Source organism: Streptomyces sp. NPDC060035, from assembly GCF_042736635.1.
Classification (GTDB): Bacteria; Actinomycetota; Actinomycetes; order Streptomycetales; family Streptomycetaceae; genus Streptomyces.
This window is the reverse complement of sequence record NZ_JBHWVO010000001.1, coordinates 409,260-430,115: the sequence shown is the minus strand read 5'-3', so window position 1 is coordinate 430,115 and position 20,856 is coordinate 409,260. Positions and strand designations below refer to the sequence as shown.

The window sequence follows — 20,856 nt, the reverse complement described above, 5'->3', positions numbered from 1 at the left end:
CCAAGCTCCGGCCCAGATATCTGTGGGGTTACGTGCCCTTGTACCGATCGGTAGCAACCAAGACTGGATAGTTCCTGCCATACGTAGCGAGGGGACCCGTACATGACCGGCTCACGAGTCGTGGCGCTCGGCCACTATCAGCCCGCCAAGGTGCTCACCAACCACGACCTGGCAGCCATGGTGGACACCAGCGACGAGTGGATCACCAGCCGAGTCGGCATCAGGACCCGGCATGTGGGCGGCCCCGACGAGCCCGTCGACGAGCTGGCCGCGCACGCGGCTGCCAAGGCGCTGGCCACGGCCGGCCTGCAGCCCGCCGACATCGATCTGGTTCTCGTCGCCACCTCCACGGCGATCGACCGCTCGCCGAGCATGTCGGCCAGAGTCGCGGCCCGGCTGGGCATGGGTTCGCCCGCGGTGATGGACATCAACGTGGTCTGTTCGGGTTTCACGCACGCGCTGGCCACCGCCGACCATGCCATCCGTGCCGGGGCCGCTACCCGAGCCCTCGTCATCGGTGCCGACAAGATGGGCGACATCGTCGACTGGACCGACCGTTCCACCTGTGTCCTGATGGGCGACGGAGCGGGCGCCGCCGTCGTCGTCGCCGACCCGGACTCCGGTGACCGGCCCGGGATCGGGCCGGTCCTGTGGGGTTCGGTGCCCGAAATGGGCAACGCGGTACGGATCGAGGGGACGCCCTCGCGGTTCGCGCAGGAGGGGCAGTCCGTCTATCGCTGGGCGACCACGAAGCTGCCGCCCATTGCCCGCAAGGTCTGCGAAAAGGCCGGTATCACCCCTGAGGATCTCGCCGCCGTCGTGCTGCACCAGGCCAATCTGAGGATCATCGAACCGGTTGCCAGGAAGATCGGTGCGGTCAACGCGGTCATCGCCCGGGATGTGGTGGATTCCGGCAATACGTCCGCCGCGTCGATCCCGATGGCCCTGTCCAAGCTGGTGGAGCGCGGTGAGGTCGAGAGCGGCGCTCCGGCCCTGCTCTTCGGCTTCGGTGGAAACCTCTCTTATGCGGGTCAAGTGATCCGCTGCCCCTGAAGTGCATTGTGCTCGGTAGACTGTAGACGATAGGCAATTGCCCGGCGCCCGGAGGGGGAACCGCGATGTTGTCCGCAGGACTGCCGCAAGGAACGGTGCCGAAGCTGGATCGGCCAGGGCCGCTGCGCGAGCGTGTCTACGAGGCGCTGCTCGAGCTGATCACCACGCGCGCTCTCGGCCCCGGCCAGCACCTCATCGAGAGCGAGCTGGCCGGACACCTCGGGGTGTCGCGACAGCCGGTGCGTGAGGCGCTCCAACGACTGAACACCGAAGGCTGGGTGGATCTGCGGCCCGCGCAGGGTGCCTTCGTCCATGAACCCACCGAGGAGGAGGCCGACCAGCTGCTCTCGGTCCGCACCCTCCTGGAGGCCGAGGCGGCCCGGCTCGCCGCGGCCAACTCCGGAAGTGCGGGCATCGAGGCCCTCGAGGAGCTCTGCGTCAAGGGGGAGCGGGCCGTCGCCGACGACGACGTGGACCTCGCCGTCGCCACGAACGCCGCCTTCCACGCCAAGGTGATGGAGCTGGCCGGCAATGTCGTCCTCTCCGAGCTGGCCGCGCAGGTCGACCGCAGGGTCCGCTGGTACTACACGCCGGTGGCCCGCCAGCGCGGCACCCGGTCCTGGATCGAGCACCGCTCGCTGATCGCGGCGATTTCCTCGCGGGACGGACAGCGGGCGACCGAGATCATGCGGGCGCACACGGAGCACACGCGTAAGACGTACCACGAGCGCGAGAAGAACTGACCGTCGCGCACGGGAAAGAGGCCGGGGCGCCCGCCCCGGCTTTTTTTGCTGCTCCGGGGCATCGATGCGGCTTGACGCCGGGTCCTCCTGGCGGCCTCCTGGGGCCACGGCCGCCCATGAAGGGCTGGATCGGCAGCGGACCGGGGTGGCACCTCCGGGGCCGACCTTTGTCCTCGGGGTGGAGAAAGTTGGACCGGATTCGTGCGCAACTTCTTCCCACTCGGGGAAAGCGCTGCTACGTTCCCCCTCGAAAGCCCGACGGACTGGCCGATGTGGCGGGGAGGGACGCGTGAGACGGATGACGGCACGACCCGCGAACGCCCATCAGGCGCGACTGTTGCGACTGTTGCGCGACGGCGGTCCCAACTCCCGTGCACAGCTGGGTGACCAGGTCGATCTCTCGCGCTCCAAACTCGCCGTCGAGGTGGACCGGCTGCTGGAGACCGGACTCGTCGTCGCCGACGGACTCGCCGCCTCACGCGGCGGACGCCGTTCGCACAACATCCGGCTCGCTCCCGCACTGCGCTTCCTCGGCGTCGACATAGGCGCCACCTCCATCGATGTGGCCGTCACCAACGCCGAGTTGGAGGTACTCGGCCACCTCAACCACCCCATGGACGTGCGTGAGGGGCCCGTCGCCGTCTTCGAGCAGGTGCTGGCGATGGCGGCCAAGCTGCGGGCCTCCGGGCTCGCCGAAGGGTTCGACGGCGCCGGCATCGGCGTACCCGGACCGGTCCGCTTCCCCGAGGGCGTACCGGTCGCGCCGCCGATCATGCCGGGCTGGGACGGCTTCCCGGTCCGTGAGGCACTCAGCCAGGAACTGGGCTGCCCCGTCATGGTCGACAACGACGTGAACCTGATGGCCATGGGGGAGCAGCACGCGGGCGTCGCACGCTCCGTGGGCGACTTCCTCTGCGTCAAGATCGGTACGGGAATCGGCTGCGGCATCGTCGTCGGCGGAGAGGTCTACCGCGGTACGACGGGCAGCGCCGGCGACATCGGCCACATCCAGGTGGAACCCGACGGACGCGCCTGCGCCTGCGGCAACCGGGGCTGCCTGGAAGCCCACTTCAGCGGCGCGGCCCTCGCACGCGACGCCGAGGACGCGGCGCGCGCGGGGCAGTCCGCGGAGCTGGCGGCCAGGCTGGACGCGGCCGGAAAGCTCACGGCCATCGATGTGGCCGCTGCCGCGGCAGCCGGTGATCCCACCGCGCTGGACCTGATCCGCGAAGGCGGAAACCGGGTCGGCCAGGTCATCGCGGGACTCGTCAGCTTCTTCAACCCGGGCCTCGTCGTGATCGGCGGCGGGGTGACCGGGCTCGGCCACAACCTTCTGGCCAGCGTCCGGACCCAGGTCTACCGGCAGTCCCTGCCGCTGGCCACGGGCAACCTCCCCATCGTCCTCGGTGAGCTGGGGCCGACCGCCGGAGTGATCGGCGCGGCCAGGCTCATCAGCGACCACCTGTTCTCGCCGGCCTGATGTCCGGGCCGGTGCGCCGTTCTCCGAGCGTCCCGCAGTCACCTCCGTAGCAGCCCGTTCCGAGCTCCGCCCCGCAGCACCGTCCAGCAGTTCCGTCAGCAGTACGGCACCGCCGGCACTGCGCCCTGCCCGCTCACCGGCCTTCCCCGCGCTCTCGCTCCGCTCGAGCAGGGGAGACCCCATTCGCCGAGGGGATCTGTCATGGCACCAGAACCACCCCTGCTCACGATGTCCGGTATCACCAAGTCTTTCCCCGGTGTGCGCGCCCTCGACGGCGTGGACCTCGAGGTCCACGCCGGTGAAGTCCACTGCCTCCTCGGCCAGAACGGCGCCGGCAAGTCCACTCTCATCAAGGTGCTGGCCGGGGCCCACCAGCCCGACGGCGGCGCCATCACCTGGCGCGGCGCGCCCGTCTCGCTCTCCTCGCCGATCGCCGCGATGCGTCTCGGTATCGCGACCATCTACCAGGAACTCGACCTGGTCGAGGGGCTGTCGGTCGCCGAGAACATCTTCCTCGGCCATGAGCCGACCTCCGCGGGCTTCGTGGTCCGTACCCGCGAGGGCCGTGGCGCGGCTGCGGTGCTCCTCGCGCGCCTCGGCCACCCGGAGATCGATCCCGCCCGGGAGGTCGGCGATCTCTCCGCCGCCCACCAGCAGATCGTCTCCATGGCGCGGGCGCTCTCCCACGACGTACGGCTCATCGTGATGGACGAGCCCTCCGCCGCCCTGGACCCCGACGAGGTCGACAACCTCTTCCGGATCGTCGACGGTCTCACCGCCGACGGTGTGGCCGTCGTCTACATCTCCCACCGGCTCGAGGAGATCCGCCGTATCGGCGACAGGGTGACCGTCCTCAAGGACGGCCGGGCCGTGGCCGTCGGCCTTCCCGCCAAGTCGACACCCACGCGTGACGTCGTGGCCCTGATGACCGGCCGCAACGTCGAGTACGTGTTCCCCGAGCGGCCCGGACCCGCCACCGAACGGGCTGCGACGGAGCCCGTACTGAAGGTCGAAGGGCTGTCCAGGAAAGGCGAGTTCGCGCCCGTCGACCTGGAGCTCAGGCCCGGCGAGATCGTCGGTCTGGCCGGACTCGTCGGCTCGGGGCGCTCCGAGATCCTGGAGACCATCTACGGCGCCCGCAAGCCGACGGCGGGACGGGTCACCGTGGCAGGGAAACTCCTGCGCCCGGGAAGCGTCCGCGCGGCCGTCGCCGCCGGCATCGGCCTCGCACCCGAGGAACGCAAGGCGCAGGCCCTGCTGTTGATCGAGTCGGTCACCCGCAACGTCTCCCTCTCCTCCCTGTCCCGCTTCTCGCGCGGCGGCTGGGTCGACCGGGGCGCCGAGCGGAAGGCCGCACAGGCCGCCACCCGTGAACTCTCACTGCGCCCGGACAATCCGGATGCCCCCGTCCGCACCCTCTCCGGCGGCAATCAGCAGAAGGCGGTCCTGGCCCGCTGGCTGCTGCGTGGCTGCCGGGTCCTCCTGCTCGACGAACCCACCCGTGGTGTCGACGTCGGCGCCCGCGCCGAGCTCTACGCCGTGATCCGCCGGCTGGCCGACGAAGGCCTCGCCGTTCTGCTCGTCTCCAGCGAAGTGCCCGAAGTGCTGGGCCTCGCCGACCGGGTGCTGGTGCTCCGCGAAGGCCACGTCGTGCACACGGCGGATGCCCGGGAGCTCGACGAGCACCGCGTCCTCGACCTCGTCATGGAAGGGAGCCCGACGTCATGACACAGCCCGCACCGTCGGCGCAGCACCACGGGCCGGACAAGGGGACCGTGACCGGCCCCTCCGACGCACCGCCCTCCAAGCAGAGCGGTGGCCTGCGCGCACTCGGCCTGCGTGCCGACGTCCGCAATCTCTCGCTGCTGGGTGTACTCGCCGCACTGGTGGCAGTCGGTGGCCTCACCGAACCCGAGGCGTTCCTGGACACCGGGAACCTCCAGCTGATCCTGACCCAGTCGTCCGTCATCGGTGTCGTCACCGTGGGCATGACTCTGGTCATCATCGGCGGCGGCATCGACCTGTCGGTCGGCGCGATGGTCGCACTCGCCTCGGTCTGGGCGACCACGCTGGCCACTCAGGAGTTCGGCTTCGCCGGCATCCTCTTCACCGCCGTGATCGTCGGGCTGGCCGCGGGGCTCGTCAACGGGGTCCTCATCGCCTACGGGCGCATGGTCCCGTTCATCGCGACGCTGGCCATGCTCGCCTCGGCCCGCGGTCTCGCCCTGCAGATCACGGACGGCAAGACGCAGATAGTCACCGTGCCCTCCGTTCTCGACCTGGGTCTTCCCGACTCCTACGTCCTCGGGATCCCGCCCCTGGTCCTGGTCTTCGCCGCGGTGACCGTGGCCGGCTGGCTGATCCTGAACCGGACCACTTTCGGACGCCGTACGGTCGCCGTCGGAGGCAACGCGGAAGCAGCACGGCTCGCCGGCATCGACGTACGCCGCCAGCGGCTCTACCTGTACCTGCTCTCCGGTCTCTGCTGCGGCATCGCCGCCTTCATGCTGATCATCCTGTCCGGCTCCGGCCAGAACACCAACGGCAACCTCTACGAACTCGACGCAATCGCCGCAGCGATCATCGGCGGCACCCTGCTCAGCGGCGGCCGCGGCACGATCGTCGGCTCCGTCCTGGGCGTCCTCGTCTTCACCACCATCACCAACATCTTCGCGCTCAACAACCTGCAGAGCGATGTCCAGCAGATCGCCAAGGGCGCGATCATCGTCGCCGCCGTCCTGGTCCAGCACCGCACGACGCGCCACGGCGAGACCTGAGCACTCCCGCTTCATCACCCACCCGCTGTTCCGTATGCCACGCACCGGATGAAGGGTTTGACAGCCATGCCAGAAACCAGCCGCAGGGGACTGCTCTTCGGAACCGCAGCCGTCTCCGCGGGCGCCTTCCTCACCGCTTGTACCAGCAACGAACCGAAGGAGAAGGCAGCCGCGCAGACCAATGCGCCCGCCGCCGACGACGCGCCCGGCAAGCCCGTCACCATCGGCTTCGCGGGCCCGCAGGCCGACCACGGTTGGCTCAACGCGATCAACGTCAACGCCAAGTCGCGGGCGGAGAAGTACTCCGAGGTGACCCTGGAGATCACCGAGGGCTCCAACGACACCGCCGCCCAGATCGGCCAGGTCAAGACCCTCATCAACAAGAAGGTCGACGTCCTGGTCATCCTCCCCGCCGATGGCAAGGCACTCACCCAGGTCGGCCTCGAAGCCATGAAGGCGGGCATCCCCGTCGTCAACCTGGACCGGATCTTCGCCTCCCCGCAGGCCTACCGCTGCTGGGTCGGCGGCGACAACTACGGCATGGGCCTCAACGCCGGTCACTACATCGGTGAGCAGCTCAAGGGGAAGTCGAACGCCAAGGTCGTGGAGCTTGCGGGCATCGACAACCTGGAGCTGACCAAGCAGCGCAGCCAGGGCTTCGCCGACGCCCTCAAGAACTACTCCAACATCAAGCTGGTGGCCCGTCAGGCCGCCGACTTCACCGTCGAGTCGGGGCAGGCCAAGATGGCCCAGCTCCTGCAGGCGCAGAAGCAGTTCGACGCCCTGTGGAACCACGACGACGACCAGGGAGTGGGCGCGCTGCGCGCCATCGAGCAGGCCGGCCGCGACGAGTTCATCATGGTCGGCGGCGCCGGGGCCAAGTCCGCCATGGACGCCATCAAGGCCGGCAACAGCGTCCTCAAGGCCACTGTCCTGTACCCGCCGACGATGGCTGCGTCCGCGATCGACCTGGCACGTGCCCTCGGTCAGGGCAAGGGAGTCTCGGGCCTCTCCGAGATGGAGATCCCGACCTCCCTCACCCTCTACTCGGCCGTGGTCACGAAGGAGAACATCGACCAGTACCTGCCGACGGGCTTCAGCTGATCCCGCACCGCCGCCGCCACCGAACCACCGACGAGGAGGAAGTCCGCATGGCCCGTAGGGAAGAGACGGAGCAGGAGCCCGCAGCCCCGCCGCCGGTACAGCAGCAGACGGCGACGCTCGGGGTCGGCATGGTCGGATACGCGTTCATGGGCGCCGCCCACTCACAGGGATGGCGCACCGCGGGACACGTCTTCGACCTGCCGATGAGACCCGCTCTCGCCGCGATCTGCGGGCGCGACCGTACGGCCGTCGAGGCCGCCGCCGCCCGGCACGGCTGGGCGGCGGCGGAGACCGACTGGCGCGCCCTGATCGCCCGGGACGATGTACAGCTCGTGGACATCTGCACCCCCGGTGACAGCCATGCGGAGATCGCCATCGCCGCCCTCGAGGCGGGCAAGCACGTGCTGTGCGAGAAGCCGCTCGCCAACACGGTGGCCGAGGCGGAGGCCATGGTGGCGGCCGCCGGGCGGGCGGCGGCCCGCGGCCAGGTGGCGATGGTGGGCTTCAACTACCGCAAGGTGCCCGCCATCACCTATGCCCGCACGCTCATCGCGGAGGGGCGGCTGGGCACTCTGCGACACGTACGGGCCACCTATCTCCAGGACTGGCTGGTCGACCCGGAATCGCCGCTCACCTGGCGGCTCAAGCGCGAGCAAGCCGGATCCGGTGCACTGGGGGACCTCGGGGCGCACATCGTGGACCTCGCCCAGTACCTGACGGGGGAGCTGCTGGTGGGCGTGTCGGCGGTGAGCGAGACGTTCGTACGCGAACGGCCCGTGCTCGCGGGTTCCGCGGCCGGTCTCTCGGGCGCCGCGGACAGGACCGCACGGGGGGCGGTCACTGTCGACGACGCGGCACTGTTCACGGGGCGGCTGGCCTCCGGCGCGCTGGCCTCCTTCGAGGCGACGCGGATGGCGGCCGGCCGTAAGAACGCCCTGCGGCTGGAGATCAACGGGGAGCTGGGTTCGATCGCCTTCGACCTGGAACGGCTCAACGAACTCTCCTTCCACGACCACACCGAGCCCGCCACCTCGGCCGGCTTCCGGCGGATCCTGGTCACCGAGCCCGAGCACCCCTACCTCGAGGCGTGGTGGCCGCCGGGCCATGCGCTCGGTTACGAGCACACGTTCGTTCATCAGGCCCGTGACGTGGTGCGGACGATCGCCGAAGGGGCGCCGCCCGTACCGTCGTTCGCCGACGGGCTCCAGGTGCAGCGGGTGCTCGCCGCCGTGGAGGAGAGCGCCGAGAAGAACTCCGTACACACCCCGGTCCCGTTCTAGGAGGTCCTGCGCATGCCCCGCCCCTTCACACTCTTCACCGGCCAGTGGGCCGACCTGCCACTGGAGGAGGTCTGCCGGCTGGCCCGGGACTTCGGCTACGACGGACTCGAACTCGCCTGCTGGGGAGATCACTTCGAGGTCGACAAGGCACTTTCGGACCCGGGCTACCTGGACGGGCGGCGGCAGCTGCTCGACAAGTACGGCCTCAAGTGCTGGGCGATCTCCAACCACTTGGTGGGCCAGGCCGTCTGCGACAGTCCGATCGACGAGCGCCACCAGGGGATCCTGCCCGCCCGGATCTGGGGGGACGGGGAGCCCGAGGGTGTGCGCAGGCGCGCCGCCGAGGAGATCAAGAACACGGCCCGGGCGGCGTCCGCGTTCGGCGTCGACACGGTCATCGGCTTCACGGGGTCGTCGATCTGGCATCTGGTCGCCATGTTCCCGCCGGTACCCCCGCACATGATCGAACGCGGCTACGAGGACTTCGCGGAGCGGTGGAACCCGATCCTGGACGTCTTCGACGCGGAGGGTGTGCGTTTCGCCCATGAGGTGCACCCGAGCGAGATCGCGTACGACTACTGGACCACGCACCGCGCACTGGAGGCCGTCGGCCACCGTCCCGCGTTCGGGCTGAACTTCGACCCGAGCCACTTCGTGTGGCAGGACCTCGACCCTGTCGGCTTCCTGTACGACTTCCGGGACCGGATCTACCACGTGGACTGCAAGGAGGCCCGCAAGCGCCTCGACGGACGCAACGGCAGGCTCGGCTCCCATCTGGCGTGGGGCGATCCCCGGCGCGGCTGGGACTTCGTCTCCGCGGGCCACGGCGACGTGCCGTGGGAGGACGTGTTCCGGATGCTGCGGTCCATCGACTACCAGGGGCCGATCTCCGTCGAGTGGGAGGACGCGGGAATGGACCGACTGACCGGCGCACCCGAGGCACTGGCCTCGTTGAAGCGGTTCGACTTCGACCCGCCTAGCGCGTCGTTCGACGCGGCATTCGGGGGCGGCGACTGAGGGTTCGGGGCTCCGCCCCGGGTCGGGAAGGGGCGGGTGGGGGAGAGGCCCACCCGCCACAGCCCGCGGCACCCGCACATCGCCGCCGGGTCGATCCCCCCTGCCCTCGCCCCGCTTTGTCCTGGCAAAGGAAAAAGGTCGATCCGGGGGCTGCGTAAGGGCTTTCCGTCCCGGACGAACGGGTCTACCGTCCCCTAGGTGTACACAGCATGACTCGCGTAACCCGGGTCCCTCACGGCGCCCCGGGCTCTCGAGCGCGGCAGTCCCCGCGCGCAACGGTACGGCTCCATCAGCCCGTACAACCGGCACTCTCCGGAGGACGCACGTGCACAGAAGCAGCAGACGGATCCGCGCCCGAAAGTCACTCGCTCTCCTCACCGGCGGACTGCTCGCAGCGGCCACCCTCACCCTGGGGTCATCGCCCGCAGCCACCGCCGACACCCCGGTCTCCCCGGCCGCCGCCGAGGACTTCCAGCAGGTCACCCTCGCCAAGGGCAGCGCCGAGACCGGCGAGCCCATGTCACTGGCGGTGCTCCCCGACCGCAGCGTGCTGCACACCTCCCGCAGCGGAGAGCTGCGGATCACCGACAGCGCCGGAAACACCCGGGTCTCCGGCACCATCCCCGTCTACTCGCACGACGAGGAAGGGCTGCAGGGGGTCGGCATCGATCCCGGCTTCGCCGAGAACCGGGCGATCTATCTCTACTACGCGCCGCCGCTGGACACCCCTGCCGGCGACGCTCCGGAGAACGGTACCGCCGCCGACTTCGCGAAGTTCGACGGCGTGAACCGGCTTTCCCGCTTCGTGCTCAAGGAGGACGGAACCCTCGACAACGCGAGCGAGAAGAAGGTCCTCGACATCCCCGCCACCCGCGGCATCTGCTGCCACGTCGGCGGCGACATCGACTTCGACGCGCAGGGCAACCTGTACCTGTCGACCGGCGACGACTCCAACCCGTTCACGTCCGACGGCTTCTCTCCGCTCGACGAACGGCCCGACCGCAACCCGGCGTTCGACGCACGCCGCACGGCGGGCAACACCAATGACCTCCGCGGCAAGATCCTCCGCATCAAGGTCGCCGACGACGGGACGTACACCGTCCCCGAGGGCAACCTCTTCGCCCCCGGTACGGACAGGACCCGCGCCGAGATCTACGCGATGGGCTTCCGCAACCCCTTCCGCTTCAGCGTCGACAAGGCCACCGGCATCGTGTACGTCGGCGACTACGGTCCCGACGCGGGCGCCGCCGACCCGAACCGCGGACCGGCGGGCCAGGTCGAGTTCGCCCGGGTGACTAAGCCCGGCAACTTCGGCTGGCCCTTCTGCACCGGCGACAACGACGCCTACAACGACTACGACTTCGCGACGAGCACCTCCGGGCCGGCCTTCGACTGCGCGGCCCCGAAGAACGAGTCGGTGCACAACACGGGCCTCGTCGACCTGCCCCCCGCGCAGGCCGCCTGGATTCCGTACGACGGCGCGTCCGTTCCCGAGTTCGGTACGGGGTCCGAGTCCCCGATGGGCGGGCCCGTCTACCACTACGACGCGGACCTCGACTCACCGGTGAAGTTCCCCGAGGAGTACGACGGGGACTTCTTCGCCGGTGAGTTCGGCCGGCAGTGGATCAAGCGCATCGAGCAGGACGGTGACGGAACCGTCCAGACCATCAGTGACATCCCGTGGAACGGGACCCAGGTGATGGACATGGCCTTCGGGCCCGACGGGGCGCTGTACGTCCTGGACTACGGTCTCGAATGGTTCGGCGGCGACGAGAACTCCGCGCTGTACCGCATCGAGAACGCGACGGGCGGCCGCTCACCCATCGCTGAGGCGTCGTCCAACAAGACCTCCGGTCCGGCGCCGCTCCGGGTGAACTTCTCCTCGGCGGGCACCACCGACGCGGACAGCGACACCCTCACCTACGCGTGGGACTTCGGCGACGGAGGAACATCCACGGCTGCCAACCCCTCGTACACGTACAAGAAGAACGGCACGTACACGGCCACCGTGACAGCCAAGGACCCGACGGGCCGTACAGGTGCGGCGAGCGTCCATGTGACGGTCGGCAACACCGCACCCGTGGTGAACATGCAATTCCCGTCGGACGGGCAGCAGTTCGCGTTCGGGGACGAGGTGCCCTTCAAGGTCACCGTCACCGACCCGGAGGACGGCACCATCGACTGCGCCAAGGTCGCGGTCAAGTTCACCCTGGGCCACGACAGCCACGGTCACGACATCACCACGGAGCACGGCTGCGAAGGCACCATCAAGACCGCGATGGAAGGCGGGCACGACCCGAACGCCAACATCTACGGCGGCATCTCGGCCTCGTACACCGACGGCGGGGGCGGCGGCCAGGCCGCGCTCACCGGCCGCGACCAGGCCCAGCTCCAGCCGCGCCACCGGCAGGCCGAGCACTTCGACAACTCCTCCGGCATCACCACACCGGGCAAGGCCAGTGCCCACGGCGGCCGGACCGTCGGCGACATCGACAACGACGACTGGATCTCCTTCACGCCGTACATCCTCGACGGCACCACCAAGCTCACCGCCCGTATCTCATCGGCGGGCGCGGGAGGCTTCCTGGAAGTGCGGTCCGGATCGCCCACCGGAAAGATCCTCGGCTCGGCGCCCGTACCGGTGACCGGCAGCTGGGACACCTTCCAGGACATCGACGTGCCCCTGCGCGGTGCGCCGAAGAAGGTCACGGAGCTCTTCCTGGTCTTCAAGGGCGGCGCCGGAGCGCTCTACGACGTCGACGACTTCGAGCTCTCGAACAGCGCCCCGGACAGGTCCGCCAAGAGGGTCCTGGTCTTCTCCAAGACAGGCGGCTTCCGCCACGACTCCATCCCGACGGGCATCGCCGCACTGAAGGAACTGGGCAAGGACACCAACATCACCGTCGACTCCACCGAGGAGGCCGGCCAGTTCACGACGAGCAACCTGGCGCGGTACGACGCCGTCGTCTTCCTGTCGACGACCGGTGACGTCCTCAACGGCGACCAGCAGAAGGCCTTCGAGAACTATGTGGCCACCGGAGGCGGCTACATGGGCGTCCACGCGGCCGCCGACACCGAGTACGACTGGGAGTTCTACGGCGGGCTCGTCGGCGCGTACTTCGACTCGCACCCGCAGATCCAGCCCGCGACCGTCCGCGTGGAGAACCACGACCACCCGGCCACCGCGCATCTGGGCGAGGCCTGGGACCGTTCCGACGAGTGGTACAACTACCGCACCAACCCCCGGGACAAGGCCCAGGTCCTGGCCACGCTGGACGAGACCAGCTACACCGGCGGCAAGATGAAGGGCGATCACCCCATCGCCTGGTGCCAGGCCTACCAGGGCGGCCGCTCCTTCTACACCGGCCTCGGCCACACCAAGGAGTCCTACGCCGAACCCGCCCTGCGCCAGCACCTGCTGGGCGGACTGCGCTACGCCGCAGGCCAGGTGAAGGCCAACTGCAAGCCGGACACCGGCTACCGGTCGATCTTCAACGGCAAGACGCTCGACGGCTGGAAGCAGGCCGGCCCCGGAAAGTTCGCCGTCACCGACGGTGAGCTGCGCTCCGAGGGCGGCATGGGCCTGCTGACCTACCAGGCCAAGGAGCTGAAGTCGTACTCGCTGAAGCTCGACTGGAAGCTGTCGGGGGACGACAACTCCGGCATCTTCGTCGGCTTCCCGGAGTCCGACGACCCCTGGTCGGCGGTGAACAACGGCTACGAGGTCCAGATCGACGCCACGGACGCCGCGGACCGCACCACGGGGGCCGTCTACACCTTCAAATCAGCCAACATCAAGGCCCGTGACCAGGTCCTCAGGCCGCCCGGCCAGTGGAACAGCTACGAGATCCGGGTCCAGGGTGAACGACTCCAGATCTTCCTCAACGGAGTGAAGATCAACGACTTCACCAACACCGACCCGGTCCGCAGCCTGAAGGACGGCTACATCGGCCTGCAGAACCACGGGGCCGACGACCAGGTGTCCTTCCGCAACATCCAGCTGAAGGAGCTGCCCTCGACGTAGGGCGGCCACCCCTCTGCCGACGGTGGGCGGGGGAGGCTCACACACCTTCCCCCGCCCACCGTCCTCCACTCCTCTTCATCCCCCCAGGGAGGCAGCCCGTGACCGCACATGCCGTTCGTACCGGAGTCTGGTTCATCGGAGCACGCGGCTCCGTCGCCACCACCGCCACCGCGGGGTGCGCCGCCATCGCCGCGGGCCTCCACCCGGCGACCGGCATGGTCACCGAGACGCCACCCTTCGCCGACAGCGGGCTGCCACCCCTGACCTCCCTGATCTTCGGCGGCCACGACACCATCGACTGCCCGTTGCCCAAGCGGGCCGAGGCCCTGGCCGCCGGAGAGGTCCTGCCGTACGGACTCCCGTCGGCCGTCCGGGCCGAACTCGGCGCCGCGGACAGGGAGATACGTCCGGGGGGACCCCTCCCCGGTGACACCCGCTCCGACGAGGAACTCATCACGGCCTTCGCCGCGGACCTCGACGACTTCGCCCGGCGCCACGCACTGGCCCGCACAGTCGTCATCAACGTCGCCTCGACCGAACCGGCACCCGGCGACGGCGCCACCCGTCTGCCCGCCAGCTCCCTCTACGCGGCAGCCGCGCTCCGCGCCGGCTGTTCCTACGTCAACTTCACCCCGTCCACGGGGCTGCGCAGCCCGGCACTCCGGGACGCCGTCGACTCCTGCGGACTTCCTCATGCGGGGCGCGACGGCAAGACAGGCCAGACGCTGCTCCGTTCCGTGCTCGCCCCGATGTTCGTGCAGCGCGCCCTGCCGGTACGGGCGTGGTCGGGCACGAACCTCCTGGGCGGCGGGGACGGAGCGGCGCTGGCCGACCCGGCCGCCGCGGCGGCGAAGAACGCGGGAAAGGAACGCGTACTGGCCGACACGCTCGGGTCTGCCCCCGAGGGCGAGGTCCACATCGACGACGTCCCCGCGATGGGTGACTGGAAGACCGCGTGGGACCACATCGCGTTCGACGGCTTCCTCGGTTCGCGGATGATCCTGCAGACGATCTGGCAGGGCTGCGACTCGGCGCTGGCCGCCCCCCTCGTCCTGGACCTGGCCCGGCTGATGGCCCGTGCGCATGAGACGGGGCTGACGGGGGCGCGCCCGGAACTGGGCTTCTACTTCAAGGACCCGGACGGCGGCCCGGCCGCGCTGTCCGAGCAGTACGCGGTCCTGGTGGCCTTCGCCGGGCGGCTGCGGGCGGCCCTGTGAGGCCGCTCCGGCTGTTCGCGACGCTGACAGGTGTGCCGGCACTGCTCGGTGCCAGGAGTGCTCGGAGCGCCGGCAGTACCCGGAGCGCGAGCTCCTCAGACAGCCTGTCCGGTGCGGGCGGGACTGCGCCCGCACCGGACAGGCCCCGTACCCGGGTGCCCGTCCGCGCCTGGGCGGAACTGCTGCGGGTGTCCGCCCTGTTCACCGTCCCGGGTGACGCCCTGGCCGGGGCGGCTGCCACCGGCCGGCGCCCCGACCGCGGCACGGCCCTCGCGGTCGGCGCGTCGCTGTGCCTGTACGAGGCGGGCATGGCGCTCAACGACTGGGCCGACCGCGACGAGGACGCCATCGATCGTCCGCACCGCCCGATCCCGTCGGGCCGGATCGCACCCGGCGCGGCGCTGGCCGCGGCGGGCGTCCTGACAGCCGCGGGCCTGACCCTGGCGGCACGCGCCGGCCGCCCCGCCCTGGCGGTGGCATCCGGCCTGGCAGCCACGGTCTGGGCCTACGACCTGCACCTGAAGCACACGAAGGCCGGCCCGGCGGCCATGGCGGCGGCCCGTGCCCTGGACCTCCTGCTCGGCGCGACGGCCACGGCGACGGGGGCGGGGGCGGGGGCGGCGGAACGTGGGGGAGCGGTGGGCCGCCCGGTTTCCGGAACCCGCCCCGGCGTGGGCCGAACCGGCCCCCGTCCGGGTCGGACCGGTTCTGGACCAGGCCGGAACGCCGTCCCCGTGGCCACCACCGTCCACCCGGCCCGCGCCGCCACCCCGTACGGCACGGCACGGGCCACCCGCGCCGCGCTCCCCGCCGCCCTCCTGCTCGGGGCGCACACCTATGCGGTCACCGCCGTCTCCCGCAACGAGGCGCAGGGCGGTTCCACCGCAGCGCCCCTCGCGGCGCTCGCCGCGACCATGGCGCTCGGCGCCGCTGTCGTGCGCGAGCTGAGGGGGGAACAAGGCCCGCCCCGGCTTTCGGTACCGAGCGGTGCAGGGAAATTCCTCCGCCCCCCGGCCGCCACCGACCGGCTCCTGCTCACCACCTTCGCCGGGGCCTACCTCCGTACCGCCGCACCACCCCTTCTCCACGCCGCCCTCAACCCCTCCCCGCCGCTCACCCAGCGCGCCGTCGGCGGCGGCATCCGGGCCATGATCCCGCTGCAGGCCGCGCTGGCCGCCCGGGGCGGGGCACCCCTCAGCGGGCTCGCCGTCATGGGACTCGTCCCCCTCGCCCGCAAGCTCGCACGGAAGGTGAGCCTCACGTGACCCTCCGCCTCGGCTACGGCACCAACGGCCTGACCGACCTCCGCCTCGACGACGCCCTCGGGCTCCTCGCCGACCTCGGGTACGACGGGGTCGGGCTGACCCTCGACCACATGCACCTCGACCCCCTCGCCCCCGACCTCACCGCACGTACCCGCCATGTGGCCCGCCGGCTCACCGAGTTGGGCCTCGGCGTCACCGTCGAGACCGGTGCCCGCTACGTCCTCGACCCGCGACGCAAACACGGTCCGTCCCTCCTCGACCCCGACCCCGGCGCCCGTGCGGCCCGCACCGCGCTGCTCGTACGGGCCGTGGACGTCGCCGCCGACCTGGGTGCGCACGCCGTGCACTGCTTCAGCGGCATCACCCCGCCGGGCACCACCACGGACGCCGCCTGGCAGCGGCTGACCGACGCTCTCGCCCCCGTACTGGACGCCGCCATCCGCACCGGCATCCCCCTCGCCATCGAGCCCGAGCCGGGCCACCTCCTGGCGACGCTCGCCGACTTCCACCACCTGCGCACCCTTCTCGGCGATCCGGAACCGCTCGGGCTCACCCTCGACATCGGCCACTGTCAGTGCCTGGAACCCGCCCCGCCCGTCGACTGCGTCAAGGCCGCCGCGCCCTGGCTACGGCACGTCCAGATCGAGGACATGCGGCGCGGGGTTCACGAACACCTGCCGTTCGGCGACGGCGAGATCGATTTCCCACCGGTGCTCGAAGCCCTCGCCGCCACCGGGTACGGCGGCCTCACCGTCGTGGAGCTGCCCCGCCACTCCCACGCGGGACCCGAACTGGCCCGCACCTCACTGGAGTTCCTCCGGAGTGCCACCCGGGCGACGAACGGAGCCACAGCGTGCTGACCAGCCGCAAGGAACTCGACGCCCTGCTCCGCGGAGCAGCCAGAGCCTGGCTCGACGAGGCGCTCGCCGAGGCGGCACACGCCGCGGCGCACCCCGGCTCCGACACCGGAACCCCGCCCTGGGAGCTGCGCTTCGCCTCCGCGGGACGGCACTGCGGACTCGAACACGCCGACTCCGTACGTGCACTGCTGCTCCTCGAAGCCCGGGCCGGTCTTCCCGCCGTGACCAGGCTCTACGAGCAGGGCACCGCCGCCGAGCGCCGGGCCGTCCTGCTCACCCTGCACCGGCTGGGCCTCGGCGCCACCGCGCTTCCGCTCGTCGAGGACGCCCTGCGGACCAACGACACCCGGCTGGTCGCCGCGGCCGTCGGCCCGTACGCCGCCGCCCACCTCGACACGCACGGCTGGCGGCACGCCGTCCTCAAGTGCCTCTTCACCGAGGTCCCCGTCGAGGCCGTCGCCGAGCTCGGCCGCCGCGCCCGCGGCGACGCCGAACTCGCCCGCATGCTCGGCGACTTCGCTGCCGAACGCACCGCCGCGGGCCGCGCCGTCCCTGTAGGCCTGCGGACCGTGCTCGACCTCACGGCCCCTGCCCCCGCCCCCACGGAGGAGTCCTGATGCGCATCTTCGACCCCCATATCCACATGACCTCCCGCACCACGGACGACTACCGGGCGATGTACGACGCGGGCGTCCGCGCCCTCGTCGAACCCTCCTTCTGGCTCGGCCAGCCCCGCACCTCGCCCGCCAGCTTCTTCGACTACTTCGACGCCCTCCTCGGCTGGGAACCCTTCCGCGCCTCCCAGTACGGCATCGCGCACCACTGCACACTCGCCCTCAACCCCAAGGAGGCGAACGACCCCCGCTGTACACCTGTTCTCGACGCGCTGCCCCGCTATCTCGTCAAGGACGGCGTTGTCGCCGTAGGGGAGATCGGCTACGACTCGATGACGCCGGCCGAGGACACCGCCCTCGCCACCCAGCTCCAGCTCGCCGCCGACCACGGCCTGCCCGCGCTCGTCCACACCCCGCACCGCGACAAGCTCGCCGGTCTGCACCGCACCATCGACGTCATCCGCGAATCGGACCTCGCCCCGGAGTTCGTCCTGCTCGACCACCTCAACGAGACGACCGTGAAGGACGCCGTCGACAGCGGTTGCTGGGCCGGCTTCTCCATCTACCCGGACACCAAGATGGACGAGGACCGCATGGTCACGATCCTCAGGAACCACGGAACCGACAAGATCCTCGTCAACTCGGCCGCCGACTGGGGCAGGAGCGACCCGCTGAAGACCCGCAAGGTCGCCGACGCCATGCTGAAGGCCGGGTTCAGCGAGGACGACGTCGACAAGGTGCTGTGGCGCAACCCGGTCGCCTTCTACGGGCAGAGCGGCCGGCTCCAGCTCGACATCGCCGCCCCCGACCCGCTGCACGAGGGCAACTCCATCCTCCGCGGCGGGGAGTGACACGATGCGCTTCCGTCACCCCGACGGCTCCGTCGTCCACCTCGCGTACTGCACCAACGTGCACTCGGCGGAGACCCTCGAAGGAGTCCGCGCCCAGCTGCGCGACCACTGCGAGCCCGTACGTAAACGGCTCGGCCGGGACCGCATCGGCATCGGCCTCTGGCTCGCCAAGGACGCCGCCCGTTCCCTGATCAACGACCCCTCCGCGCTGCGCTCACTGCGGGCCGAGCTGGAGCACCGCGGCCTCGAAGTGGTGACCCTGAACGGCTTTCCGTACGAGGGTTTCGGGGCCGAGGAGGTCAAGTACCGCGTCTACACACCGGACTGGACCGACCCCGAACGGCTCGCCCACACCACCGATCTCGCGCGGCTCCTCGCCACCCTGCTGCCCGACGACGTCACCGAAGGCACCATCTCCACCCTGCCGATCGCCTGGCGCACCCCGTACGCCGCCGATCCCACGGCACCCGGCACCGCGCAGAAGGCGCTCACCGTACTCGCACAGCGGCTCGACGCCCTCGCCGAGCTGACCGGGAAGTCCATCAGGATCGGCCTCGAACCCGAACCGGGCTGCACCGTGGAGACCACCGCCGACGCCATCGCGCCCCTCACCGCCGTGGGCCACGACCGCATCGGTATCTGCGTCGACACCTGCCACCTCGCCACCTCCTTCGAGGACCCGGACACCGCGCTCGACGCCCTGTCCGCGGCCCGGGTTCCCGTCGCCAAGGCCCAGCTGTCCGCGGCCCTGCACGCGGAACACCCCCACCTGCCCGAGGTGCGTACCGCGCTCGCCGCCTTCGCGGAACCACGCTTCCTGCACCAGACGCGCACCCTTACCGCGGCCGGTCTGCGAGGGACCGACGACCTCGACGAGGCCCTGACCGGCAGGGCGCTCCCCGACGGCACCCCCTGGCGCTCCCACTTCCACGTGCCGCTGCACGCACCCCCGGCGCCCCCGCTCACCTCCACGCTCCCCGTGCTCCAGTCCGTGCTGACCCGGCTCGTCGGCGGAGGGAAGCCCCTGACCCGGCACCTCGAGGTCGAGACGTACACATGGCAGGCGCTCCCGGCAGAGCTGCGGCCCCGGACCCGCGCCCAGCTCGCCGACGGCATCGCCAGCGAACTCACCCTCGCCCGGGACCTCCTGGTCGACCTCGGACTCAAGGAGCTGCCATGACCGCCGACCCCACCCCTCTCCTCGTCCTCGACGTCGTGGGCCTCACCCCTCAGCTACTGGAACACATGCCGAACCTGCGGGCCATGGCGGCAGCCGGCGTACAGGCCCCCCTGTCCACCGTCCTGCCCGCCGTGACCTGTGCGGCTCAGTCCACCTTCCTGACCGGCACCACCCCCGCCGAGCACGGCATCGTCGCCAACGGCTGGTACTTCCGCGAGCTCGGCGACGTCCTGCTGTGGCGCCAGCACAACGGCCTCGTCGAGGGCGACAAGCTCTGGGATGCCGCCCGCCGTGCCCACCCCGGCTACACCGTCGCCAACATCTGCTGGTGGTACGCGATGGGCGCCGACACCGACTGGACCGTCACACCCCGCCCCGTGTACTACGCCGACGGCCGCAAGGAGCCTGACTGCTACACCCGGCCGCCTGCCCTGCACGACGAGCTCACCGAGAAGCTCGGCACCTTCCCCCTCTTCCACTTCTGGGGTCCGGGCGCCGATCTCGTCTCCTCGCAGTGGATCATCGACGCGACCCGGCACATCATCGCCACCCGCACCCCCGACCTGGCCCTGTGCTACCTCCCGCACCTCGACTACGACCTCCAGCGCTACGGCCCCGACGACCCCCGCTCCCACCGGGCGGCGACCGATCTCGACCGGGCCGTGGCACCCCTCATCGAGGACGCACGCGCCGAGGGCCGCACCGTCGTCGCGCTCTCCGAGTACGGGATCACCCGTGTCGACCGGCCCGTCGACATCAACCGGGCCCTGCGCCGCGCCGGGCTGCTGGAGGTCCACACCCAGGACGGCATGGAGTACCTCGACCCGATGGCGTCCCGGGCCTTCGCCGTCGCCGACCACCAGCTCGCCCACATCTACGTACGGCGCCCCGAGGACCTGGACGCGACCCGGGAAGCCCTCGCGGACCTGCCCGGCATCGAGCAGCTCCTGGACGACGAGGGCAAGAAGGCACACCACCTCGACCATCCGCGCTCCGGGGAGCTCGTCGCCGTCGCGGAGAAGGACGCCTGGTTCACGTACTACTACTGGCTCGACGACGCCCGCGCGCCCGACTTCGCGCAGCTCGTCGAGATCCACCGCAAACCCGGCTACGACCCCGTCGAGCTCTTCATGGACCCCCAGGACCCCTACGTCCGGGTCAAGGCCGTGACCGCGGTCGCCCGCAAGAAGCTCGGGATGCGCTACCGCATGGCGGTCGTCCCCCTGGACCCCTCACCCATTCGCGGCAGCCACGGCCGCCTTCCCACGAGCGACGACGAAGGTCCGCTCATCCTCTGCTCCACCCCCCACGCGTTCACCGGCCGAGTCCAGGCCACCGAAGTGAAGTCCCTGCTCCTCCAGCTCGCCGGACTGCACTGACCATCCGATCGG

At 70.6% G+C, this 20,856-nt stretch carries 16 protein-coding genes; all 16 read left to right on the top strand.

Annotation, left to right across the window (positions count from 1 at the left end; translation table 11 throughout):
- Nucleotides 1-102 precede the first annotated feature (102 nt).
- The 16 genes from ACFWBQ_RS01950 (at nucleotide 103) to ACFWBQ_RS01875 (ending at nucleotide 20,844) form a co-directional block, all read left to right on the top strand.
- Nucleotides 103-1,053, top strand: a complete 951-nt coding sequence (locus ACFWBQ_RS01950) for a beta-ketoacyl-ACP synthase III (RefSeq protein WP_385482872.1) — start codon at nucleotides 103-105, stop codon at nucleotides 1,051-1,053.
- 65 nt (nucleotides 1,054-1,118) lie between these two features.
- Complete coding sequence (locus ACFWBQ_RS01945) at nucleotides 1,119-1,796, top strand: GntR family transcriptional regulator (RefSeq protein ID WP_385482870.1); 678 nt, start codon at nucleotides 1,119-1,121, stop codon at nucleotides 1,794-1,796.
- 298 nt (nucleotides 1,797-2,094) lie between these two features.
- A complete protein-coding gene (locus ACFWBQ_RS01940) occupies nucleotides 2,095-3,276 on the top strand; it encodes an ROK family protein (protein ID WP_385482868.1) in 1,182 nt (393 codons plus the stop codon).
- A gap of 201 nt (nucleotides 3,277-3,477) precedes the next feature.
- The gene (locus ACFWBQ_RS01935; protein WP_385482867.1) at nucleotides 3,478-5,004 is read left to right on the top strand and encodes a sugar ABC transporter ATP-binding protein; all 1,527 of its coding nucleotides are present in this window, start codon (nucleotides 3,478-3,480) and stop codon (nucleotides 5,002-5,004) included.
- Nucleotides 5,001-6,053 carry an ABC transporter permease gene (locus ACFWBQ_RS01930; RefSeq protein WP_385482865.1) on the top strand — a complete coding sequence of 351 codons (1,053 nt, stop codon included), beginning with the start codon at nucleotides 5,001-5,003 and terminating at the stop codon, nucleotides 6,051-6,053. Before ACFWBQ_RS01935 ends, ACFWBQ_RS01930 begins: the two co-directional genes overlap by 4 nt.
- Nucleotides 6,054-6,119: 66 nt before the next feature.
- The gene (locus ACFWBQ_RS01925; protein ID WP_385482864.1) at nucleotides 6,120-7,157 is read left to right on the top strand and encodes a substrate-binding domain-containing protein; all 1,038 of its coding nucleotides are present in this window, start codon (nucleotides 6,120-6,122) and stop codon (nucleotides 7,155-7,157) included.
- Between the two features lie 47 nt (nucleotides 7,158-7,204).
- Nucleotides 7,205-8,437 carry a Gfo/Idh/MocA family protein gene (locus ACFWBQ_RS01920; protein ID WP_385482862.1) on the top strand — a complete coding sequence of 411 codons (1,233 nt, stop codon included), beginning with the start codon at nucleotides 7,205-7,207 and terminating at the stop codon, nucleotides 8,435-8,437.
- A gap of 12 nt (nucleotides 8,438-8,449) precedes the next feature.
- The gene (locus ACFWBQ_RS01915) at nucleotides 8,450-9,454 is read left to right on the top strand and encodes a sugar phosphate isomerase/epimerase family protein (protein WP_385482861.1); all 1,005 of its coding nucleotides are present in this window, start codon (nucleotides 8,450-8,452) and stop codon (nucleotides 9,452-9,454) included.
- 325 nt (nucleotides 9,455-9,779) lie between these two features.
- Nucleotides 9,780-13,478 carry a ThuA domain-containing protein gene (locus ACFWBQ_RS01910; protein ID WP_385482859.1) on the top strand — a complete coding sequence of 1,233 codons (3,699 nt, stop codon included), beginning with the start codon at nucleotides 9,780-9,782 and terminating at the stop codon, nucleotides 13,476-13,478.
- A gap of 98 nt (nucleotides 13,479-13,576) precedes the next feature.
- Nucleotides 13,577-14,695 carry an inositol-3-phosphate synthase gene (locus ACFWBQ_RS01905; RefSeq protein ID WP_385482857.1) on the top strand — a complete coding sequence of 373 codons (1,119 nt, stop codon included), beginning with the start codon at nucleotides 13,577-13,579 and terminating at the stop codon, nucleotides 14,693-14,695.
- Entirely contained in the window at nucleotides 14,692-15,960 is a 1,269-nt protein-coding gene (locus ACFWBQ_RS01900; RefSeq protein ID WP_385482855.1) for an SCO3242 family prenyltransferase, read from the top strand. The genes ACFWBQ_RS01905 and ACFWBQ_RS01900 overlap by 4 nt, the downstream gene beginning before the upstream one ends.
- Nucleotides 15,957-16,820 (top strand): sugar phosphate isomerase/epimerase family protein, encoded by an 864-nt coding sequence (locus tag ACFWBQ_RS01895; protein ID WP_385482854.1) that lies wholly within the window; start codon nucleotides 15,957-15,959, stop codon nucleotides 16,818-16,820. Before ACFWBQ_RS01900 ends, ACFWBQ_RS01895 begins: the two co-directional genes overlap by 4 nt.
- On the top strand, nucleotides 16,814-17,437 hold the full coding sequence (locus tag ACFWBQ_RS01890) for an EboA domain-containing protein (protein ID WP_385482852.1): 624 nt from the start codon (nucleotides 16,814-16,816) through the stop codon (nucleotides 17,435-17,437). Before ACFWBQ_RS01895 ends, ACFWBQ_RS01890 begins: the two co-directional genes overlap by 7 nt.
- Nucleotides 17,437-18,285 (top strand): TatD family hydrolase, encoded by an 849-nt coding sequence (locus ACFWBQ_RS01885; protein ID WP_385482850.1) that lies wholly within the window; start codon nucleotides 17,437-17,439, stop codon nucleotides 18,283-18,285. Before ACFWBQ_RS01890 ends, ACFWBQ_RS01885 begins: the two co-directional genes overlap by 1 nt.
- 4 nt (nucleotides 18,286-18,289) lie before the next feature.
- Nucleotides 18,290-19,465 (top strand): metabolite traffic protein EboE, encoded by a 1,176-nt coding sequence (gene eboE, locus ACFWBQ_RS01880; protein WP_385482848.1) that lies wholly within the window; start codon nucleotides 18,290-18,292, stop codon nucleotides 19,463-19,465.
- Nucleotides 19,462-20,844: an alkaline phosphatase family protein gene (locus tag ACFWBQ_RS01875; RefSeq protein ID WP_385482846.1), complete on the top strand. Its 1,383-nt coding sequence runs from the start codon at nucleotides 19,462-19,464 to the stop codon at nucleotides 20,842-20,844. Before eboE ends, ACFWBQ_RS01875 begins: the two co-directional genes overlap by 4 nt.
- The last annotated feature ends 12 nt before the right edge of the window (nucleotides 20,845-20,856 follow it).

Bases quoted from the DNA above. Each gene is read 5' to 3' on its own strand.
- ACFWBQ_RS01930 (WP_385482865.1), top strand. From the start codon at position 5,001: ATGACACAGCCCGCACCGTCGGCGCAGCACCACGGGCCGGACAAGGGG.
- ACFWBQ_RS01935 (WP_385482867.1), top strand. From the start codon at position 3,478: ATGGCACCAGAACCACCCCTGCTCACGATGTCCGGTATCACCAAGTCT.
- ACFWBQ_RS01925 (WP_385482864.1), top strand. From the start codon at position 6,120: ATGCCAGAAACCAGCCGCAGGGGACTGCTCTTCGGAACCGCAGCCGTC.
- ACFWBQ_RS01950 (WP_385482872.1), top strand. From the start codon at position 103: ATGACCGGCTCACGAGTCGTGGCGCTCGGCCACTATCAGCCCGCCAAG.
- ACFWBQ_RS01945 (WP_385482870.1), top strand. From the start codon at position 1,119: ATGTTGTCCGCAGGACTGCCGCAAGGAACGGTGCCGAAGCTGGATCGG.
- ACFWBQ_RS01875 (WP_385482846.1), top strand. From the start codon at position 19,462: ATGACCGCCGACCCCACCCCTCTCCTCGTCCTCGACGTCGTGGGCCTC.
- ACFWBQ_RS01915 (WP_385482861.1), top strand. From the start codon at position 8,450: ATGCCCCGCCCCTTCACACTCTTCACCGGCCAGTGGGCCGACCTGCCA.
- ACFWBQ_RS01940 (WP_385482868.1), top strand. From the start codon at position 2,095: ATGACGGCACGACCCGCGAACGCCCATCAGGCGCGACTGTTGCGACTG.
- ACFWBQ_RS01920 (WP_385482862.1), top strand. From the start codon at position 7,205: ATGGCCCGTAGGGAAGAGACGGAGCAGGAGCCCGCAGCCCCGCCGCCG.
- ACFWBQ_RS01885 (WP_385482850.1), top strand. From the start codon at position 17,437: ATGCGCATCTTCGACCCCCATATCCACATGACCTCCCGCACCACGGAC.
- eboE (WP_385482848.1), top strand. From the start codon at position 18,290: ATGCGCTTCCGTCACCCCGACGGCTCCGTCGTCCACCTCGCGTACTGC.